Raw genomic sequence first — 18,009 nt, forward strand, 5'->3', positions numbered from 1 at the left:
GGCCCCGCCGCCTCTAATGCTGTAATGGATTGCGAACCACCAGACCTGGAAAGCGGCTGAAATCACGATCCGCCGTCCACATTTCCGTCACCCCGTGGGCGCTGCAAATCGCAGCCACCCGCGCATCGTGGACCAAGGGCCCCGCGGCTCTGCCGCGCTGCAGCAAATCGACCAGCGTTTTCCAATGCTCGCCGGTCTCGCCCAGCAACACGGCCACCGGAGATTCCAGCCAGGCATCAACCTGGTCGATGGCCTGTACGATCGTTGATGCGGGCTCGTAGATTCGCGGGTGGCTGACGATAGCCAGAAACTCGTGAATGCACGGCCATGGCAATCCCCAGCTTACGCGCCCGCGCGCTAGCACCTCCAATTGGGCCCTGGCGCGATCATGCCACGGGGAATCGGCCCGGTGCGCATACACCAGTATGTTGGAGTCAGTCGCGATCAACCGCCGCGGCCTTCATATATGGTCTCGCGCACGCGCACCCAGTCGGCATCGCTATATGGCGCCTTTAGCCCTTTGCCGGCAACGCTGGCGTCGCGCAGCTTGAACGGCTTCGCGCGTTGATCGGCACGCAAAGCCAGGCGCAGTCCACGTTCAATCAATGCGCGCAGTGTGATGTTCTCACGCGCTGCATGTGCCTTGGCCTTCCTTGCCAACTCGTTCGATATTTCTATTGTTGTCTTCAATATGGGTTCCCATATTTGTGTGTATGGGTAACAATACTAATGATCGGAATGGATGGTTGCAACCCTGCTCGGAGCCGGCGGCAATCCAAGGAGATTGGCCGAAAACACTGTGCTATTCTGCGGCGCCATGAGGAAATTCATTGAGCAGGCCGTGCGCTTGGGTTGCAGGGCGATGCGGGGGTTGCGGCGCGCGGACTGTTTGGCGCCGTTGGCGCTGCGGCTGTACTTGGCGCCCGTGTTCTGGGTGGCAGGGACCAACAAGTGGCACCCGGACCGGGGCCTTGAGTTCACCGCGCGGTATTTTGACCGGCTGGGCTATCCGCTGCCTGAATTGATGGCTCATCTGGCCACAGCCACAGAAATCGTCGGGGCCGCCGCGCTGCTGCTCGGATTGGCCACGCGGCTGGCCTGCATTCCACTCATGGCGGTGATGGCCGTGGCCGTAACCACCGTCCACTGGAACAACGGCTGGCAGATCACCGCCGACCCGCGCAGCCCGTTTCCGAGTCAGGACATCGCCGAGGCGCGCGAGCGCCTGGGGGAGGCGCGCAGCATCCTGCGGGAACAGGGCGAGGCACTGCACGGCGATTCCGGCTGGTTCACGGAGTTCGGCAGCATCGTTATCCTGAACAACGGCGTGGCGCTGGGCGTGACCTACTTCGTGATGCTGCTCGCCCTCTTCTATCTGGGCGGCGGGCGCTACGCAAGCCTCGATCACTACATCGCCCAAGTCTGGCAGCGGTGGCGGCGATAGCCGGCGGACCCGACCTACCGAATTGGTGCCGGTAAGGACCCTGCCCCGATACCACCCGGCGCGACGAACGCGCGGAAGACGTGCATCCAAACGGGCGCGAAAGAGCATCTTAATTCTGTCTGAACAATCGCAAGCAGGAGACTTGTATGGATGAGTTCATGGGTGGAGTGATCGGGATCACTGCCGTATTCTTCGTTTTCGGCCCCTTGGTGTTGCTCACAATGATCCCGATAGCGTGGATGTTCTTCAAGTTCAAGAGGGACCGCGACATCCAAAGCACTTTGCGGACCGCACTTGAAAAAGGAGCTCAGGTGCCGGCAGAGCTTCTGGAGCGGATCAGCGACCCGAAGGTTCAGCCGAAGAAAGACCAGGACCTGCGGCGCGGCGTTGTCCTGATAGCGGTGGGCCTTGGCATCGGCGCGTTCGGCTACTTGGTGGGAGAGGATGACGCATTTGGGCCACTGGCGGGCATCGGGTCCATTCCACTGCTCATCGGCTTGGGACTAACGCTGCTGTGGGTATTGCGATCCCGGCACGACGGGTAGTTCCGCGCAGCGCGCATCATGCGGCAAGACGACAGGCCGCTCGTGTTGCGGGCGCGGCTGGGCGATCACGCGGCTTACGGCGAGTTGATCGCGCGGCACCAGGCCCGGATACGAGGCTGGCTCCGCCATTTGTGCGGCGATCACGCCGAGGCCGACGATCTTGCGCAGGAAGCCTTCGTGCGCGCTTGGACTCGCTTGACCAGCCTCAAGGATGCAGACCGCTTTTCCGGTTGGCTCATGAAGATCGCATACAACCAGTTTCTGCAAAGCCGGCGGGCGGCGCAAAAGCGCAATCGGCTCGCGGAGCGGCTGGCGGCGGAGCATGTTCCTCCGGACGAGGGCGCGTCCGGACCAGAAAACACCATCGTGCTACAGCAAGCGCTGGCTCTTCTTTCCGCGCGCGAGCGTGCGGTGGTGGTATTGAATTATGCTTATGGCTACTCGCATGGCGAGGTTAGCGAACTGACGGGCTTGGCGCTGGGCACAGTCAAATCGCTGATCCACCGCGCCAACAACAAGATACGGGAGAAACACGATGCGTGATCCTGAGGCCGACAGCAGTATCGACCGCGAATTGGCGGTGCTGTTCGCCAATGCCGATGCGCCGCCGGAAACGGACGCAGAGTTCGTGGCGCGTGTCGTCAGGCAAATCCGGCGGCACGAGCGGACGCGGTGGTGGATTCTGGGCAGCGCCACGCTGATCGCCTGCATATTCGGCGTGCCTGCCGCGTGGGACCTGCTGGCCGCCTGGCACGGCACAATCGTGAACGTGCTGGACAGCTTGAGCGGGGGACTGGATCAGGCGATTTCCCCGGCAACCGACTTGCTGGGCAGGGCCGTGCGCTCCGTTACATTCCTCGTAACGGCCGCGCTGGCCATCGCTATAGTGCCGCTGCTCCGCTGGCTGGCGGACTGACCCCTGTTAACGCACGAACCACGCCCACGTTGCACCGTTATTGCTTGTTGGTGGCGCGAGGTGGCTGGTAGAGGTCTGTGATCACGCCCAGGTACGCTTCGGCGGCCATGCCGACGGATTCAGACAGCGTAGGATGCGGATGGATCGTGAGCGCCAGGTCTTCGGCTTCGGCGCCCATTTCAATGGCGTGCGCCACTTCGGAAATCAGGTCGCCGGCGTTCATGCCCACGATGCCGCCGCCTATGACGCGCCCGTCGCTGGCATCGAACAGTAGTTTGGTCATGCCTTCGGAGCGCTGCATGGAGATAGCGCGGCCGCTGGCGGCCCAGGGAAACACCCCCTTGCCGTAATCGACTCCCCGCTCCTTGGCTTCCGCCTCGGTCAGGCCCACCCAGGCCACTTCGGGATCCGTGTAAGCCACTGAGGGCACTACCCGCGCATCGAAGGCCACCTTGAGGCCGGCGGCAGCCTCCGCGGCGACCTTGCCCTCGTGGGTGGCCTTGTGCGCCAGCATCGGGTGACCCACGATGTCGCCGATGGCAAAGATGTGTGGCTGATTGGTGCGCAACTGATTGTCCGCGGGGATGAAACCGCGCTCGTCCACCGTTACGCCAGCATGCTCCGCGGCGATCCAACCGCCGTTGGGCACCCGGCCCACGGCAACCAGGACGCGGTCGAATACGCCGGGAGCCGGCGCCTTGTCGCCCTCGAAATCGACCTCAATGCCGTCGGCGCGCGCTTGCGCCGACGTCACCATCACGCCGGTATGAATCGCCGCGTAGCGCTTGCGGATGCGCCGTTCCAGCGGTTTGAGCAAGTCGGCGTCGGGACCCGGCATGAGCCGGTCCAGCGCTTCCACCACCGTGATCTCGCTGCCCAGCGCGGCATACACGGTAGCCATTTCCAGGCCGATGATCCCGCCGCCGATCACCAGCAGTCGCTTGGGAATTTCGTCCAGCAACAACGCGCCGGTGGAATCCATGATCCGCGGATCGTCAGGTAGGTTGGGCAAAGGCCGGCTTTGCGAACCGGCGGCGATGATGCACTGCTCGAATTCAAGCATTTCGGCGCCCGCTGGCGTTTGAATCGTCAGTTCGTTACGACCCGCGAATCGTCCAGCACCTTCAACAACCGTAACCTTGCGCTGCTTGGCCATGCCGGCCAATCCGCCCGTGAGCCGACCCACCACGCTCTCCACCCAGGCGCGCGATGCCGCCGGATCGACTTGCGGCGGCGCATACGCGATTCCGGCTTCGCCCAGATGTTCGGCCTCTTCCATGACGCGCGCCAGGTGCAACAGCGCCTTGGACGGAATGCAACCCACGTTCAGGCACACGCCGCCCAAGGTTGGATAGCGTTCGACAAGCGTCACTTCCATGCCCAGGTCGGCGGCTCGGAAAGCCGCCGTGTAGCCGCCGGGCCCCGACCCCAGTACGGCCAATTGCGTCTTCACTCGCTGTCCTCCTGCGCGGCGCCGCCGTCGGGCGCTGCAAGCAGACCGTCCACATCCGCAAGCAGTTGCGCCAGGCGCGTGGTGAAACGCACGGCGGTAGCGCCGTCGATCACCCGGTGATCGTAGGACAGCGATAGCGGCGCCATCAGCCGGGGCTCGAACTCGCCGGCGCGGTAAACCGGCGCCATGCGGGCTCTCGATACCCCCAGGATCGCCACCTCGGGAGCGTTGATGATGGGCGTAAACGCCGTGCCGCCTATGCCGCCCAGGCTCGAAATCGTGAACGAGCCGCCCTGCATCTCGCTGGGAGCGAGTTTGCCCTCACGGGCCTTGGCAGAGAGCTCCTGGAAGGCCTGCGCCAGCCCGCGGACGTCCAATTGGTGGGCATCGCGAATGACCGGCACCAGCAGACCGCGTTCGGTGTCGGCCGCGAAGCCCAGGTGCACGAACTTCTTCAAGGCCAGCGAAGCTCCGCCGTCAACCAGGGAGGAATTCAACACCGGAAATTCTTCAAGGCAGAGTACCGTGGCGCGCGCCACAAAGGCCAGGAACGTCAGCCGGATGCCTGCCGCAGCGAGTTCCGGCTTCATTTCCTTGCGGCGCGCTTCAATCTCCGTGATATCGGCCTCGTCGTGCTGGGTAACGTGCGGGAGGTTCACCCAGCTCGCCCAGAGTCGCGGACCCGATATTTTTTGCACACGGCCCAGCGGCACAACCTCGATCTCGCCGTGGGCCGCGAAATCCAACTCCGGCACCTGCGGCATGCCTGCACCGGGCGCGCCGCGTTCCAGGGCCAGCTTGACCCAGGCTTTCACGTCGGCCTTGCGTATGCGGCCCTTGAGCCCCGAGCCTTTAACCGCGGCCAGGTTCACGCCCAATTCGCGCGCGAACTTGCGCACTGCCGGCGAGGCGTGAGCCTTTGAAAACCCCTCTTCGTCGATCGGAGGCAGTCCCCCTGCATCCGCCGACGCCAGTTGCTGGGCCGCAGCCGGTGTGGGAGCGACAGGGGCGGTGGTTGCGGGTTGCGCAGGCGCATCAGCAGCGGATGCCGACGGCGTCTCGGTCGGAGCCGGCTGCGCAGCGCCGGCCTCCGCCGGCTGTTCCGCCGATGCTTCAAGTTCGGCGATAACGTCGCCTTCGTTGACCTGATCGCCAACGGCCACCTTGAGACTAATGATTCGCCCATCGACCGGCGAGGGCACGTCCATGGCCGCCTTGTCGGTCTCCAGCGTAATCAGCGGGTCGTTGGCCGCGACCTCATCCCCGGCCGCGACTGCAACCTCCACCACCTCCACATCGGTGAATTCGCCCAGGCCGGGCACACGAACTGCAGTGGCTTCAGCCATGACGGGCCGTGTGGTATTCGCTAACTTCGCTCAATGTCGCTCTTATGGGATTTAATTGAATCTTATTTCGCTTATCTTCGTGTTTCACAGCGTAACCGGATCAGCCTTTTCGGGATCGATCTCCCACTTCTCTATCGCTTCGGTAACTGTCGCCGGCGCGATTCGTCCTTCCGCCGCCAATGCCGAAAGAGCGGCGGCGGCAATGTAGCGCGCATCCACTTCGAAGTGGTTGCGCAATGCCGAGCGCGCATCGCTGCGCCCATAGCCGTCAGTACCCAGCGTCAAGAAGCTGCCCGGCACCCACTGCCGAATTGAATCGGGCAAGGCCGCCATGTAGTCGCTGGCGGCCACGAATGGGCCGTTTACGCCTTCGAGCGCCTCGGTCAGGAACGAACGGCGCGGCGGCGCCTTCGGGTTTAGGCGGTTATGGCGCTCGCAAGCCATCCCGTCGCGGCGCAACTGGTTATAGCTGGTAACCGACCATACGTCGGCCTGCACGCCAAAATCCTCGCGCAACAAGCCGGCGGCGGCAGAGACTTCGTTGAGAATGGCACCGGACCCGAACAACTGCACCCGCTCGCCCGTCTCGGAGTCTTCGTCTGCTGCGGGCAGACGGTAGATGCCCTTGAGAATGCCCTCGCGCGCGCCGCGCGGCATGGCCGGCTGCCGGTAATTGTCGTTCATCGTGGTGATGTAGTAGAAGACGTTCTCCTGGCGCTCGGCCATGCGCCGCAACCCGTCCTGAATGATCACCGCCAATTCGTAGGCGTAGGCGGGATCGTAAGACAGGCAATTCGGCACCGTGGCGGCTGCCAGGTGGCTGTGGCCATCCTGGTGTTGCAAACCTTCACCGGCCAGCGTGGTCCGCCCCGAGGTGCCGCCGATCAGGAACCCGCGCGATTGCGAATCGCCGCCCGCCCAGATGAAATCGCCTATGCGCTGAAATCCGAACATCGAGTAGAAGATGTAGAACGGGATCATCGGCAGGCCATGATTGGTATACGAAGTCCCGGCGGCCAACCAGGAACAGAACGACCCGGCCTCGTTGATACCCTCTTCCAGAATCTGTCCCTTGCGGTCTTCGAAGTAGGCCATCAACTGCTCGGAATCCTGCGGCGTGTAGAGCTGACCCACCGAGGAATAGATTCCCAACTGCTTGAACATGCCCTCCATGCCGAAGGTGCGGGCCTCGTCCGGCACGATGGGAACGATGTGCTTGCCGAGCTCCTTGTCCCGCACCAGCGTCTGCAGAATACGCACCAGCGCCATGGTGGTGGAGATCTGCCGCGAGCCGCTGCCCGCCGTAATCGACTTGAATGCGCGCAAGGCAGGCGCCTTCAGACGCTGTGCCTTGGTCCACCGTTGCGGCATGAACCCGCCCAGCCGCCGGCGGCGTTCCTTGAGGTAGCGAATCTCCTCGCTGTCCTCGTCGGGCATGCGGAACGGGATTTCGCCGCGCTTGAGGGCGTCGTCGCTGACAGGGATATTGAAACGGTCGCGGAATTCTTTAAGCGCGTCGAGGTCGAGTTTCTTGGCCTGGTGCGCGGTCATGCGGCTCTCGCCACCCTCGCCCATGCCGAAACCCTTCACGGTCTTGGCCAGAATCACCGTAGGCCGCCCTTTCTGGCGCAGGGCGCGCTCGTAGGCGGCGTATATTTTTACGCGATCGTGGCCGCCTCGGTTGAGCAGTTCGATGTCTTCGGTGGACATGTGGGCCACCAGGTCCTTCAACCCCTCTATCGCGCCGAAGAATTTCTCGCGCGTGTATTCGCCGCCCAGCGCCTTGCAGTTCTGGTACTCGCCGTCCACGCATTCCTCCATGCGCCGGCGCAGCAGGCCATTGCGGTCGCGCGCCAGCAACGGATCCCAGCGCGAGCCCCAGATCGCCTTGATCACGTTCCAGCCGGCGCCCAGGAAGGCTGCTTCCAGTTCCTGGATGATCTTGCCGTTGCCACGCACGGGGCCATCCAGCCGCTGCAGGTTGCAGTTGACCACGAACACCAGGTTGTCCAGGCGTTCGCGCACCGGCACGGTGATCGCGCCCAGCGACTCGGGCTCGTCCATCTCGCCGTCACCCAGCATGCACCAGACGCGCCGGCCGCCCATGTCGGCCAGCCCGCGATGTTCGAGGTAGCGCATGAAGCGCGCCTGGAAGATAGCCATCATCGGGCCCAGGCCCATGGAGACGGTCGGGAACTGCCAGAAGTCCGGCATCAGCCAGGGATGCGGATACGAGGACAAACCGCCGCCGCCGACTTCCTGGCGGAATCCGGCCAGTTGTTCGCGGCTCAGACGACCCTCCAGGTAGGCGCGGGCGTAGATTCCCGGCGAGGAATGCCCCTGGAAATAGACCAGATCGCCGCGGCTATCCTTGGTGGGCGCGCGCCAGAAGTGGTTGAAACCCACTTCGTAGAGCGTCGCGGCCGAGGCGTAGGTAGCGATGTGGCCGCCGTATTCGGAGCTCTTGCGGTTGGCATGCACGACCATGGCCATCGCATTCCAGCGGATGTAGTTCTCGATCCGCCGTTCCATGGCCACGTCGCCGGGATATTCGGGCTGGTCGGCGCGGTCTATGGTGTTGAGGTAAGCAGTGTTGGCGGCATAAGCCATGTGCGCGCCGGAACGGCGAGCGCGGTCGGTAATGCGATTGAGCAGGAAAGCGGCACGCTCGGGCCCCTGCGCGCGCAGAACGGAGTCGATCGACTCCAACCATTCGCGTGTTTCCAGCGGGTCGGCGTCGTGGAAGGGATGCGCTCGTACGTCGGGGTCGTCTGGCATAAAATCAGCCCGGAACAATCACGCCTGAGCATAGCGGGAGCGGCCCGCTGTCCTGCCCCGCGGATTGACAATGACGCCATCCATTGGGCCACGAGACACGAAACTGGATTTGCCGATGCAAGCTCCCTGGGCTCTGAAGGACCGCTTCCGCGGTTTCCTGCCGGTGGCGGTGGATGTGGAAACCGGCGGCATCGACCCGGACCGCAATGCCCTGCTGGAAATTTCCGCGGTGCTGTTCGCGGTTGGAGACGATGGCCAATTGGCGCCTTCCGAGCATGTGTGGCTACACGTTCTACCCTTCAAGGGCGCCGTAATCGAGGAAGACGCGCTGCGCATCAACCGCATCAAACCGGACCATCCGCTGCGCCCTGCCGTGCCCGAGCGCGAGGCCCTGCGGCGCGTTTTTCGCGTCGTACGCAGGGAACTGAAGGCCACCGGCTGTTCACGCGCCATATTGGTAGGCCACAATGCGCACTTCGACCTGGCGGTGGTGAACGCCGCCATTCAGCGCAGCGGCATCAAGCGCAATCCGTTTCATGCGTTCAGCGTCTTCGATACCTGCACGCTGGGTGGCGCGGTGTACGGACAGACCGTAATGAGCCTGGCCGCGCAGGCCGCAGGGCTCGAATGGAACGAAGATCGGGCGCATTCCGCGCTCTACGACGCGCAATGCTGCGCGCAACTCTTCTGCGAAGCTGTCAACCGAATCAACAATCAATCCAATCCCGCCCTGCCCTGAACGGCGGGGCTAGCAAGCCGCGGCGGAATGCAGCGTCGCGCCGAGGCGGGTCGAACGCAGCGGGGTTTCTGCCACGGGGTTTAGTCCAGATCTTGGACAAGCTCCAGCAACTCGCCGCTGCGCGCCATCTGGGTAACGATATCGGCGCCCCCAACCAGTTCCCCGCGCACGTAAAGCTGCGGAAACGTGGGCCAGCTCGAATATTCCTTCAGTCCCTGACGAAGATCCGGATCCTGCAGAATGTCCACATAGGCGAAGCGTTTTCCACACTGGCGCAGCGCCGCCACGACTTGGGCTGAGAACCCGCACTGCGGGAAATCCGGCGACCCCTTCATGTAGAGCAGTAGCGGAAACTCGCCGACTTGCTTGCTGATGCGCTCCTCTAATTGCTTGTCCTGCATGGCTGTGAATTACGTTCCGAAATAATGGCGCAATTATAGGACACCCGTCCCGGCCATGCCCTCGCCTGCGCCGCGGCCAAAAACCTCGCGAACGGAGTTGTGGCAGAATCTGCTTTTTCGGATTGGACTGAGAGGGGAAGTCATGAACCCATTGAATACGCTCACCGGCACGCTCGTTAGCGGACTGGTACTTTCGCTTGTGATCATGGGCATTGCCGCCGGCACCGGCAGCTCGATGGCCGGTGCAAACATGGCCAATTCACTTCTGATCTGGCTTCACGTGGTGGCCGGCATCACCTGGATCGGCCTGCTTTACTACTTCAATTTCGTGCAGGTTCAGGCCCTGGCAGACGCGGCCTCGGACGACGACGGGCCCAACGGCGCCGCCATTACCCGCTATGTCGCCCCGCGCGCGCTTTGGTGGTTCCGCTGGTCGGCGCTCGTGACCTGGCTCGCCGGAGCCACCTTCCTGCTGCACCGCGGCGATTTCTTCAACGCCTTCTCGTTGGGCCTGGTGCCCGGCGGCGGCGACGCCGTTTACGGTCTGACCATTGGCGTTGGCGCCTGGCTCGGCAGCATCATGCTGTTCAACGTCTGGTTCGTTATCTGGCCCAACCAAAAGCGGGTGCTGGGTCTGGTGGAAGCCAGCGCCGAGGAAATCAACAAATCCCGGCGCACCGCCTTCGTGTTCTCGCGCACCAACACACTGCTCTCCATCCCCATGCTCGCCAGCATGGTCGGCGCCGGCCACGGCACGATTTTCTGACCGCATTATGCAGGCTTGGACCCAAGAGGTGGCCTGACACGCTGCCCTTCGAAACAAGAGCCCGCCACATGGCGGCGGATATTTCTTCGCGTCGGCGCATGAACCGATTACAGGGCTTGGTACTTGGTGCGTTAGCCACCTTTGCTTTCGCGGGCTCGGCGGCTCCACCGGGCGAAGGCGACGGCACCTACATTGTGTGCCCGTGCCGGCTGGAAAGCGACGGTGAAACGCTGCGGCTCACCGCCGGCGTACGCAGCTACTGGAGCAAGCCGAACATTACACTAAGGTTTACGGTCGTCGCCTCAAGCGGAGAGGAGGATGTCGACTCCCGGGCGCAACCGACCGAGACCATCGCTACCATTGAACTGAGCAGCGGCGTTCAGTCCCAAGAACTGATTGCTCCGCAAACGTACGAGACCTCGCTGGCGGCAGGGCATGAGGGGCGGCGCCACCTGTACATCCACCTGGATGCGCCCATAAACGAAACTTGGCGCCTATTGGACCGGGTCTCGATGGAAAGTCCTGCAGATTTGGACAGTGCGTTCGACATTCGCGATCTCGACTATCTGAGGGATACCGATGGGGACGGCGTAGGTGACGCCAATGAACGCCTCATGGACACCGACGCCACGGACCCAACCTCGACACCGCCGCACGATGTCGAAATCGACGCGCTGGCTTTCTACAGCAAGAACTGGTCCATCTTGTATGACCACGACCCATTCGCACGCATTGCGCATTCCTTCGCTCTGACCAACGCCTATCTGCGAGACAGCGGGGTTCAATTCCAATTTCGAGTGGTAGGCGCTGTAGAGACGGAAAAAGATAATATTTTTAGCCTGGGAGCACGGGCTCGAGACGATGCGAACAGTCACGGCAGCGACATGTACGCGATGTTTCGGATTGCAGCACCCTCAGAGTCCCGTCTTTGCGGAATAGCTTATGTGAATACGTTTTATCAACGGGGGCACATGCATGCCAGCGAGCTAAGAAGCTATCGACAAAGTCCTCACTGGAACTTGGCTCAAGTGCTGGGCAGATGCTCGGCAAAGGTGCTGGCGCATGAACTGGGTCACGTGATGGGGCTTGCCCATTCCAAGTGGCAGAACGAAAAAGGCACTTGGCGTTGGTCGCGCGGTCATGCCGAAGCGGGAGATTTCAATACGATCATGAGCTACACCTTCGGCGGATCACACCGGGTGGGACTGTTCTCGAACCCGAACGCATCATGCTCCGGTTTCGCCCGTGATGCGAAGCCATGCGGCATCGACCGGGAGCTGGCGGCTGCAGCGGACGCCGTAACCAGTCTCAACGCCGTCCGCTACCAGTTCGTGCGCGTCCGCGACAGCAAACCCGATACCGATGGCGACGGTTTCGTGGATGCGGTCGACGATCTTCCGGACGATCCCTCCGAATGGCGGGACACCGATGGCGACGGCGTGGGCGACCGCGCGGACGAGGACGACGACGGCGACGGCGTACCGGATGCCGAGGACGCCTTTCGACTTGATGCCACCGAATCTTCCGACGCCGATGGGGACGGCATCGGCGACAATGCCGATGAGGACGACGACAACGACGGATTCAGCGACGCCGAGGACGCCTTCCCGCTGGATGCGACGGAATGGACCGATTCGGACGGTGACGGCACGGGCGACAATGCCGACGCGTTTCCATTGGATGCGTTGGAGACCTCCGATACTGACGGGGACGGGGTGGGTGACAACGCGGATAACGACGACGACAACGACGGTGTGGAGGACGGCGACGATGCCTTTCCTCTTGATCCTAATGACTGGCAGGATGCCGACGGGGACGGCGTGGGAGACAACGCCGATATCTGGCCCACCAATCCTGACCGAAGCGATCTTGCGTCCTACGAGTTTGTCGGCGAGAAAGCCGGGACGTATGCCCACCTAGTGCCTGGTATGTGGACGGGCCCAGCCGGAGACAGCGCTTACGTTTTGCTTGGGGAGCCTCGCTACGATGCGCTCAGAGAGAACGTGGATTCGGATACCGATGAAGGTGCGGCGTATGTGATAGCCCGCAGTGACCTTGATCATCTGGACTTGGCGGATGGCTTGCGGGATCGAGTGATTCATCTGGCCAACATCACACACGGCAGATCCTCCTGGCGTCTGATCGGTGAACCAGATAGCTCTACCGGAGAGGCGCTGGTATCCAGTGGCGACATGGATGGCGATGGTCTAGCCGATGTGCTGGTGGGAGCGCCTGGATTCCGCCTAGTGCCGGAGTATGGAATCAGCGAAGAGCGCGCGAACGGTGCAGTTTACTTCGTATCGGGTGCCGATCTGCCCGCGGCAGACGCTGCGGACGGAATATCAGATCGAAACGTCCAACTCGAACTGGTCGTGCAGGGCAGCGGATCGTTCAGGCTGACCGGGGAGAGTGCCGGTCACTACGCCGGAAGCAGCGTGGTGGCCTTGCCGGACCGGGACGGCGACGGGAAATCTGAGATCCTGTTGGGGGCTCCAAGTTCGTACCCTGAGAACGAGCAGGACAGTCCAATACACCACGAAGGTGCGGCTTATTTGCTGGCGAGTAGCGATATCAAAGCGGCGGACGTTGCCGATGGCGATGCGGATGGGCGGATCATGCTGCGGCATGTGGTCGCCAGGCCCAATTCTTATGGGTTCCTGCGCGAACGCCAAGGCGACCGCGCCGGGGCGCAACTCGCCATGATCGGTGATTCAGACGGTGACGGCATACCCGATATCCTGATCGGCGCCGGCAGGCTGCAACCGGATGAGTGGAGGCGCTTAAGGGATCCGGGCGGCGCAGCCTACTTCCTTTCTGGCGCGCGGCTGGCTGATCTGGACGCGGCGGATGGATCCACCGATGGCTCCATCCAGCTTGGGCTAACGGCAGGCAGCAACACCTACCGGTTTGCCTCAGAAACCGCAGGCTTCAATATTACGTACTTCGGAAGCTTCGTGAAAGCACTTGGAGACATCAACGCGGACGGCCGCGCGGACTTTGCGATCGGATCTGACTACAACAATTCTCGGAATTCGGTGCTGGTATCCGGCGCCGAGCTACCCGCGCTGGACGCGGCGGACGGTGTTGTGGATGGTCGCATTGAGGCCGCGAACATAGCCGGGTTGCCCGAGTCCGCCAGGCTGGATGTCGCTGGAGAGAATCTGCGCCCGGGATACAGCAGCACCAGAGGCGAAGCGCCGGTCCTGTTGGAACTAGGCGCCCGCGACGGCGGCTCCTTCTGTTTAGCTGGCGAGGTGTACCTGTATACCGCCTCAGCGCTCGCTCGCGCCGACGTAAACGCAGGTGGCGTCGTGAATCGGCAAGCCCTGCGAGAAGATAGCGACACGTATTGGATGCGCGGCGCGGCGCCGTACGACAGGCTGGGCCAATATTACGGCGACGCCGGGACGGATTTTGACGGAGACGGGGATACCGACATCTTGCTGACTGCATCGCGCAGGTGGCGGCTCGACGGACGGGACGAATGGCGCCCTCATAGCGTTTACCTGCTTATGGCGGCTGACTTCGCAGCGCTGGATGCTTCGGACGGTGAGTCGAATCGGCGAATGCATTTTGCAAACTTTGCCGGCGACACGGATGGCGACGGGCTTTCCAACACGCTCGACAAGGACGACGATGGTGATGGCGTCCTCGATGTCGAGGACGCCTTCCCGCTTGATGCCGCAGAGTGGAGTGACTACGATGGCGATTGCTTGGGCAATAGCGCCGACCCGGACGACGACAACGACGGCGTTATGGACGCCAGAGACGCCTTTCCGCGTGATCCACTCGAATTCCTGGACACCGACGGCGACGGCGCGGGAGACAGCGCAGACACAGACGATGACGGCGACGGCATTGCCGATACCGAAGATGTCTTTCCCCTGGACGCTTCGGAATGGGCGGATTCAGACGGCGATGGGCTGGGCGACAATGCCGACGCTTTCCCCGAAGATGCGGCGGAAACCAGCGACGCTGACGGCGACGGGCTGGGCGACAACACCGATCCGGACGACGACAACGACGGGGTACCCGATGCTTCGGATCTGGCGCCCCTGGATGCTTCGCGGAGCGATCTTCTGTCTTACGAGTTTGTTGGCGAACAAATGGCCAGTTCGTTAGGAGTTTTTAATGAAGTAGCTCTGACGGCTGGGGCTTGGTGGGGCGAAGGCGGGGAGAAAGCCTTGGTACTACTGAGTAAGTCCGGATTCTCTGGCGCCGGCAGTGAAGGCGTCACGCACCTCATTGCGCGCAGTGACTTTGAACGCCTGGACCGTGCGGACGGCCTACGGGATCGGGTGATTCATCTGGGCAACATCGCACATGGTGAGTCCTCCTGGCGCCTCGTCGGCGAGCCGGAAAGCTATTCTGGAACAACAGTGATTTCCCGCGGCGACATGGACGGCGATGGCGTCGCGGATGCGCTTGTCAATGCTAGTAATAGTCTTTCTTACAGAAGTGCAGGCATGATTTATTTCGTGTCCGGCGCCGATCTGCCCGAAGCGGATGCAGCGGACGGTGAAGCGGATCGAAACGTGCGACTCGAACTGGTCGTGCAGCGAGGAAATTCATTCAAGTTGATCGGAGAGGGTCCTTACCAGCTTGCGGGCCAAAGCCTGGCCGTACTGCCCGATCAGGACGGCGACGGGCGACCAGAGATACTTGTCGGCGCTCCAGGTCTGAAGGATGACCGTCTCGAATTTGTGCATTACGAGAGCGCAGCCTACCTGCTCGCGAGCGGCGATATCGAAGCGGTGGATGCTGCCGACGGTGAAACGGATGGCCGAATCGAACTGCGCCACGTGGCCGACGGGACCAATTCCTACCGATTCCTTCGTGAGCGCAAAGGCGACCGCGCGGGCAGTGATCTCGCCGTGATCGGCGATGCGGAGGGCGACGGGATAGCGGACATCCTGATCGGTGCCAACGCGCCGGGAGTTAATAGGAATACAGAAGGCGTCGTCTATCTTCTGTCCGGTGCCCGCCTCAGGGATCTGGATGCGGCGGACGGATTCATCGACGGGACCATCCGCCTCAGGCTGGCGGCAGGCAGCGGCGCCTACCGGTTCGCGCCGGAGTCCACGGCCTCGTCGAACCATGCCTTTGGGAGTTACTTGAGAGCGGTTGGGGACATGAACGCAGACGGCCTCGCGGACTTCATGATCGGCTATGGGATCAATAAATCGGTGCTGGTGTCCGGCGGCGCGCTACCCGCAATGGACGCTGCGGACGGTGCCGTTGATGGCCACATCGAGTACGCGCAGATAGCCAGTATCTCCGATTCCATCAGCCTGAATATCGACGGAATGGACCTGCGGCCTGCGCATGGCGCTGCCGAAATCGACTCGGCACTCCTGATCGAACTGCGTGGCCGTCACGGCGACTACGTCTGCAATACTGGCAAGGCCTACTTATACTCCATGAAGGCAGTCCAGCGGGCCGCATTGAACGCAGACGGGACCGTGAACCGGCAAGTGCTGATGGATGATAGCGACACGTACCGGATACGCGGAGCTGCACACTTCGACCACCTTTCCAGCTTCAGCTTGGACAGTCAAGGCCTCGCGCACTTTGACCGAGACGGGGTCGCCGACGTCTTGGTCGTTGCCAGTCGCTTCGCACGGCGCGACGGAGTCGAGCACTGGCGCCCCCCTAGCGCCTACCTGCTCATGGGTGCGGATCTGGCGGCGTTGGACAGAGCGGACGGATCGGCGGACCGGAGGTTGCACTTGGCGAACTTCGCGGGGGATACCGACGGGGACGGACTACCGAACGCGCTGGACCCGGACGACGACGGCGACGGCATACCGGACCTTGAGGACGTCTTTCAGCTCGACGCCGCAGAGTGGAGCGACCTGGACCGCGACTGCATCGGCAACAATCGCGATACCGACGACGACAACGACTACATTAGCGACGACCTTGACGCTTTCCCGCTGGACCCATACGAATCCGCCGACACAGACGGCGACGGCATCGGCAACAACGCGGACACCGACGACGACGGCGACGGCGTAGCGGATGAGCAGGACGCTTTCCCGCTGGACCCTGCCCGCTCCGCGCTGCGCTCCTTCCAATTCCAGGCGGAAACCGCAGGCGACCGGCTCGGGCATGCGCTGGCCGCTATCGGAGACCTGGACGGCGACGGGACATCCGAGATCGCGCTGGGAGCGCCCCGGCATTCGGCTGGGGGTGCGGTGTATGTGCTCTCGCTTGCCGAGACCGGCGCGAGCGACCTTGCGGATGAATCAGGCGATGGCGTAATCCCGATGGCCGGCATCGCCGCTGAGCATAGCTCTTGGAAGCTCGTGGGCGAGGATGGGCAGGAGGCTGGCGCAGCAGTATTCCCGGTCGGTGATATGGACGGCGATGGGACGCTGGAATTCGGGGTGGCTGCGGGATTCGGCGGCCTGCAGTCGGTGTATCTGATCTCGGGCGCGAATATCGCCGGAGCTGACGCCGCGGACGGCGCGACCGATGGCGTGGTCAAGCTGGACCTGCTGATGCGGCAGACTGGCGCCCGACGCAGTGTGAGCGGGCTGCGCAGAGCAGCGGATGAGCCATTAGCTGCCATCGGCGACGCCGACGGAGATGGGCGCGCCGATGTGCTGCTGTCGGAACCGGCAGCGAATGATGCAACGGGCCTGGCTGGCCTGATCCTTGGCGAGCCGGGAGCAGAGGCTCGTTACGATTGGCAATTCTCCGGTGAACAGGCGGAGGATTTCGCCGGAAGGGCGTACCAGGCCGCCGACTTCGACGGCGATGGTCTGCCCGACTTAGCGGTTGGCGCACCCGGGCACGACGGCGCGGAACCCGATACAGGCGCGGCATACCTGATCGGCAGCCGCGACTGGCAAGCGGTCGACGCCGCGGACGGGGCCGCGGACGGCCACATCAATCTTGGCAGAGCCGCCGCCGAGCCGCATTCCTGGAAGCTGTTGGGCGAATCCGCGGCGGCTGGGCTGGGCCGGAACCTGTCGCTCGGCGACCTCGACGGCAACGGTCAGCCGGACTTGGTGCTACTTGCCGGAACCACGGATGGAAAGTCCGGCGCCACTCTGTTCGCCGTTTCCGGAGACGCAAATCGACTGGCCGAGCTTGATGCGAGCGACGGCACTTCCGACGGGCAGGCACTGCTGCGCCGCACCGAGAACCGCCCCGGGCGCTGGACCTTCGACTTGCCCGCCGGCGAGCGCGCCCAAGCCAACACTGGAGATTTCGATGGTGATGGACGCAGCGACCTGCTCATCGGCTTGCACCCGGAATACTACGACGATGGCGTTTGCGCGTATCTGTTAGCCGCTGCCGACCTGTTTGCAGAGTCGCACACAACCAGCGCCATGCGGCTTGATGGCGTTATCCAATATTCGCGCTCCTATGCGCTGCGCGATTGCCCGTCATGGGGCGATACGGCTCCCAGCCTGCAAGCGCCTGCCGATGTGGACGGCGACGAGCATCCCGACATATTGCTCGGCATCCACGACTCGCTTGACGGCGGCGAGGTCTACCTGATATCGGGCGCCGACCTCGCCGCGCTCGATCAACTTGATGGCCAGCGCGACCGGGTGCTTTCGTTGTCCAGGATAACCCGCAATCCGCCGTCGGATTAGCTTGCAGGCGG

Annotated in this window: 13 protein-coding genes; 7 read left to right on the forward strand and 6 right to left on the reverse strand. The window is 62.9% G+C overall.

What is annotated here, in order from left to right; genetic code table 11:
* Positions 1 to 13: 13 nt before the first annotated feature.
* The gene (locus ACWCOO_RS06800) at positions 14 to 448 is read right to left on the reverse strand and encodes a type II toxin-antitoxin system VapC family toxin (protein WP_446830246.1); all 435 of its coding nucleotides are present in this window, start codon (positions 446 to 448) and stop codon (positions 14 to 16) included.
* On the reverse strand, positions 445 to 690 hold the full coding sequence (locus ACWCOO_RS06805) for a DUF2191 domain-containing protein (protein ID WP_446830247.1): 246 nt from the start codon (positions 688 to 690) through the stop codon (positions 445 to 447). Before ACWCOO_RS06805 ends, ACWCOO_RS06800 begins: the two co-directional genes overlap by 4 nt.
* Before the next feature lie 127 nt (positions 691 to 817).
* Between ACWCOO_RS06805 and ACWCOO_RS06810 the strand changes: the two genes are divergently transcribed.
* The 4 genes from ACWCOO_RS06810 (at position 818) to ACWCOO_RS06825 (ending at position 2,905) form a co-directional block, all read left to right on the forward strand.
* On the forward strand, positions 818 to 1,444 hold the full coding sequence (locus ACWCOO_RS06810) for an HvfX family Cu-binding RiPP maturation protein (RefSeq protein ID WP_446830248.1): 627 nt from the start codon (positions 818 to 820) through the stop codon (positions 1,442 to 1,444).
* Positions 1,445 to 1,590: 146 nt separating this feature from the next.
* On the forward strand, positions 1,591 to 1,989 hold the full coding sequence (locus ACWCOO_RS06815; protein WP_446830249.1) for a DUF6249 domain-containing protein: 399 nt from the start codon (positions 1,591 to 1,593) through the stop codon (positions 1,987 to 1,989).
* Between the two features lie 18 nt (positions 1,990 to 2,007).
* The gene (locus ACWCOO_RS06820) at positions 2,008 to 2,532 is read left to right on the forward strand and encodes an RNA polymerase sigma factor (RefSeq protein WP_446830250.1); all 525 of its coding nucleotides are present in this window, start codon (positions 2,008 to 2,010) and stop codon (positions 2,530 to 2,532) included.
* A complete protein-coding gene (locus ACWCOO_RS06825) occupies positions 2,525 to 2,905 on the forward strand; it encodes a hypothetical protein (RefSeq protein WP_446830251.1) in 381 nt (126 codons plus the stop codon). The genes ACWCOO_RS06820 and ACWCOO_RS06825 overlap by 8 nt, the downstream gene beginning before the upstream one ends.
* Positions 2,906 to 2,942: 37 nt before the next feature.
* Here the strand turns inward: ACWCOO_RS06825 and lpdA are convergent, their stop codons facing one another.
* From lpdA to aceE, 3 genes are all read right to left on the reverse strand, one after another.
* Positions 2,943 to 4,346: a dihydrolipoyl dehydrogenase gene (lpdA, locus tag ACWCOO_RS06830; RefSeq protein WP_446832012.1), complete on the reverse strand. Its 1,404-nt coding sequence runs from the start codon at positions 4,344 to 4,346 to the stop codon at positions 2,943 to 2,945.
* 8 nt (positions 4,347 to 4,354) lie between these two features.
* The gene (locus ACWCOO_RS06835; protein ID WP_446830252.1) at positions 4,355 to 5,704 is read right to left on the reverse strand and encodes a 2-oxo acid dehydrogenase subunit E2; all 1,350 of its coding nucleotides are present in this window, start codon (positions 5,702 to 5,704) and stop codon (positions 4,355 to 4,357) included.
* 84 nt (positions 5,705 to 5,788) lie between these two features.
* The gene (aceE, locus tag ACWCOO_RS06840) at positions 5,789 to 8,482 is read right to left on the reverse strand and encodes a pyruvate dehydrogenase (acetyl-transferring), homodimeric type (RefSeq protein ID WP_446830253.1); all 2,694 of its coding nucleotides are present in this window, start codon (positions 8,480 to 8,482) and stop codon (positions 5,789 to 5,791) included.
* Between the two features lie 70 nt (positions 8,483 to 8,552).
* On the opposite strand from aceE, the gene rnt reads away from it, so the two are divergent.
* Positions 8,553 to 9,221 carry a ribonuclease T gene (rnt, locus tag ACWCOO_RS06845; RefSeq protein WP_446830254.1) on the forward strand — a complete coding sequence of 223 codons (669 nt, stop codon included), beginning with the start codon at positions 8,553 to 8,555 and terminating at the stop codon, positions 9,219 to 9,221.
* 80 nt (positions 9,222 to 9,301) lie between these two features.
* On the opposite strand, the gene grxD is transcribed toward rnt, so the two are convergent.
* Positions 9,302 to 9,622: a Grx4 family monothiol glutaredoxin gene (grxD, locus tag ACWCOO_RS06850; protein ID WP_446830255.1), complete on the reverse strand. Its 321-nt coding sequence runs from the start codon at positions 9,620 to 9,622 to the stop codon at positions 9,302 to 9,304.
* 235 nt (positions 9,623 to 9,857) lie between these two features.
* Here grxD and ACWCOO_RS06855 point away from each other — a divergent pair, with 235 nt between their 5' ends.
* On the forward strand, positions 9,858 to 10,388 hold the full coding sequence (locus ACWCOO_RS06855; protein WP_446832013.1) for a urate hydroxylase PuuD: 531 nt from the start codon (positions 9,858 to 9,860) through the stop codon (positions 10,386 to 10,388).
* A 98-nt stretch (positions 10,389 to 10,486) separates the two neighbouring features.
* Positions 10,487 to 17,998, forward strand: coding sequence for a reprolysin-like metallopeptidase (locus ACWCOO_RS06860; protein ID WP_446830256.1), 7,512 nt, complete (start codon positions 10,487 to 10,489; stop codon positions 17,996 to 17,998).
* Positions 17,999 to 18,009: the final 11 nt, after the last annotated feature.

It is taken from the genome of Candidatus Foliamicus sp. (assembly GCF_965221325.1).
Classification (GTDB): Bacteria; Pseudomonadota; Gammaproteobacteria; order Steroidobacterales; family Foliamicaceae; genus Foliamicus.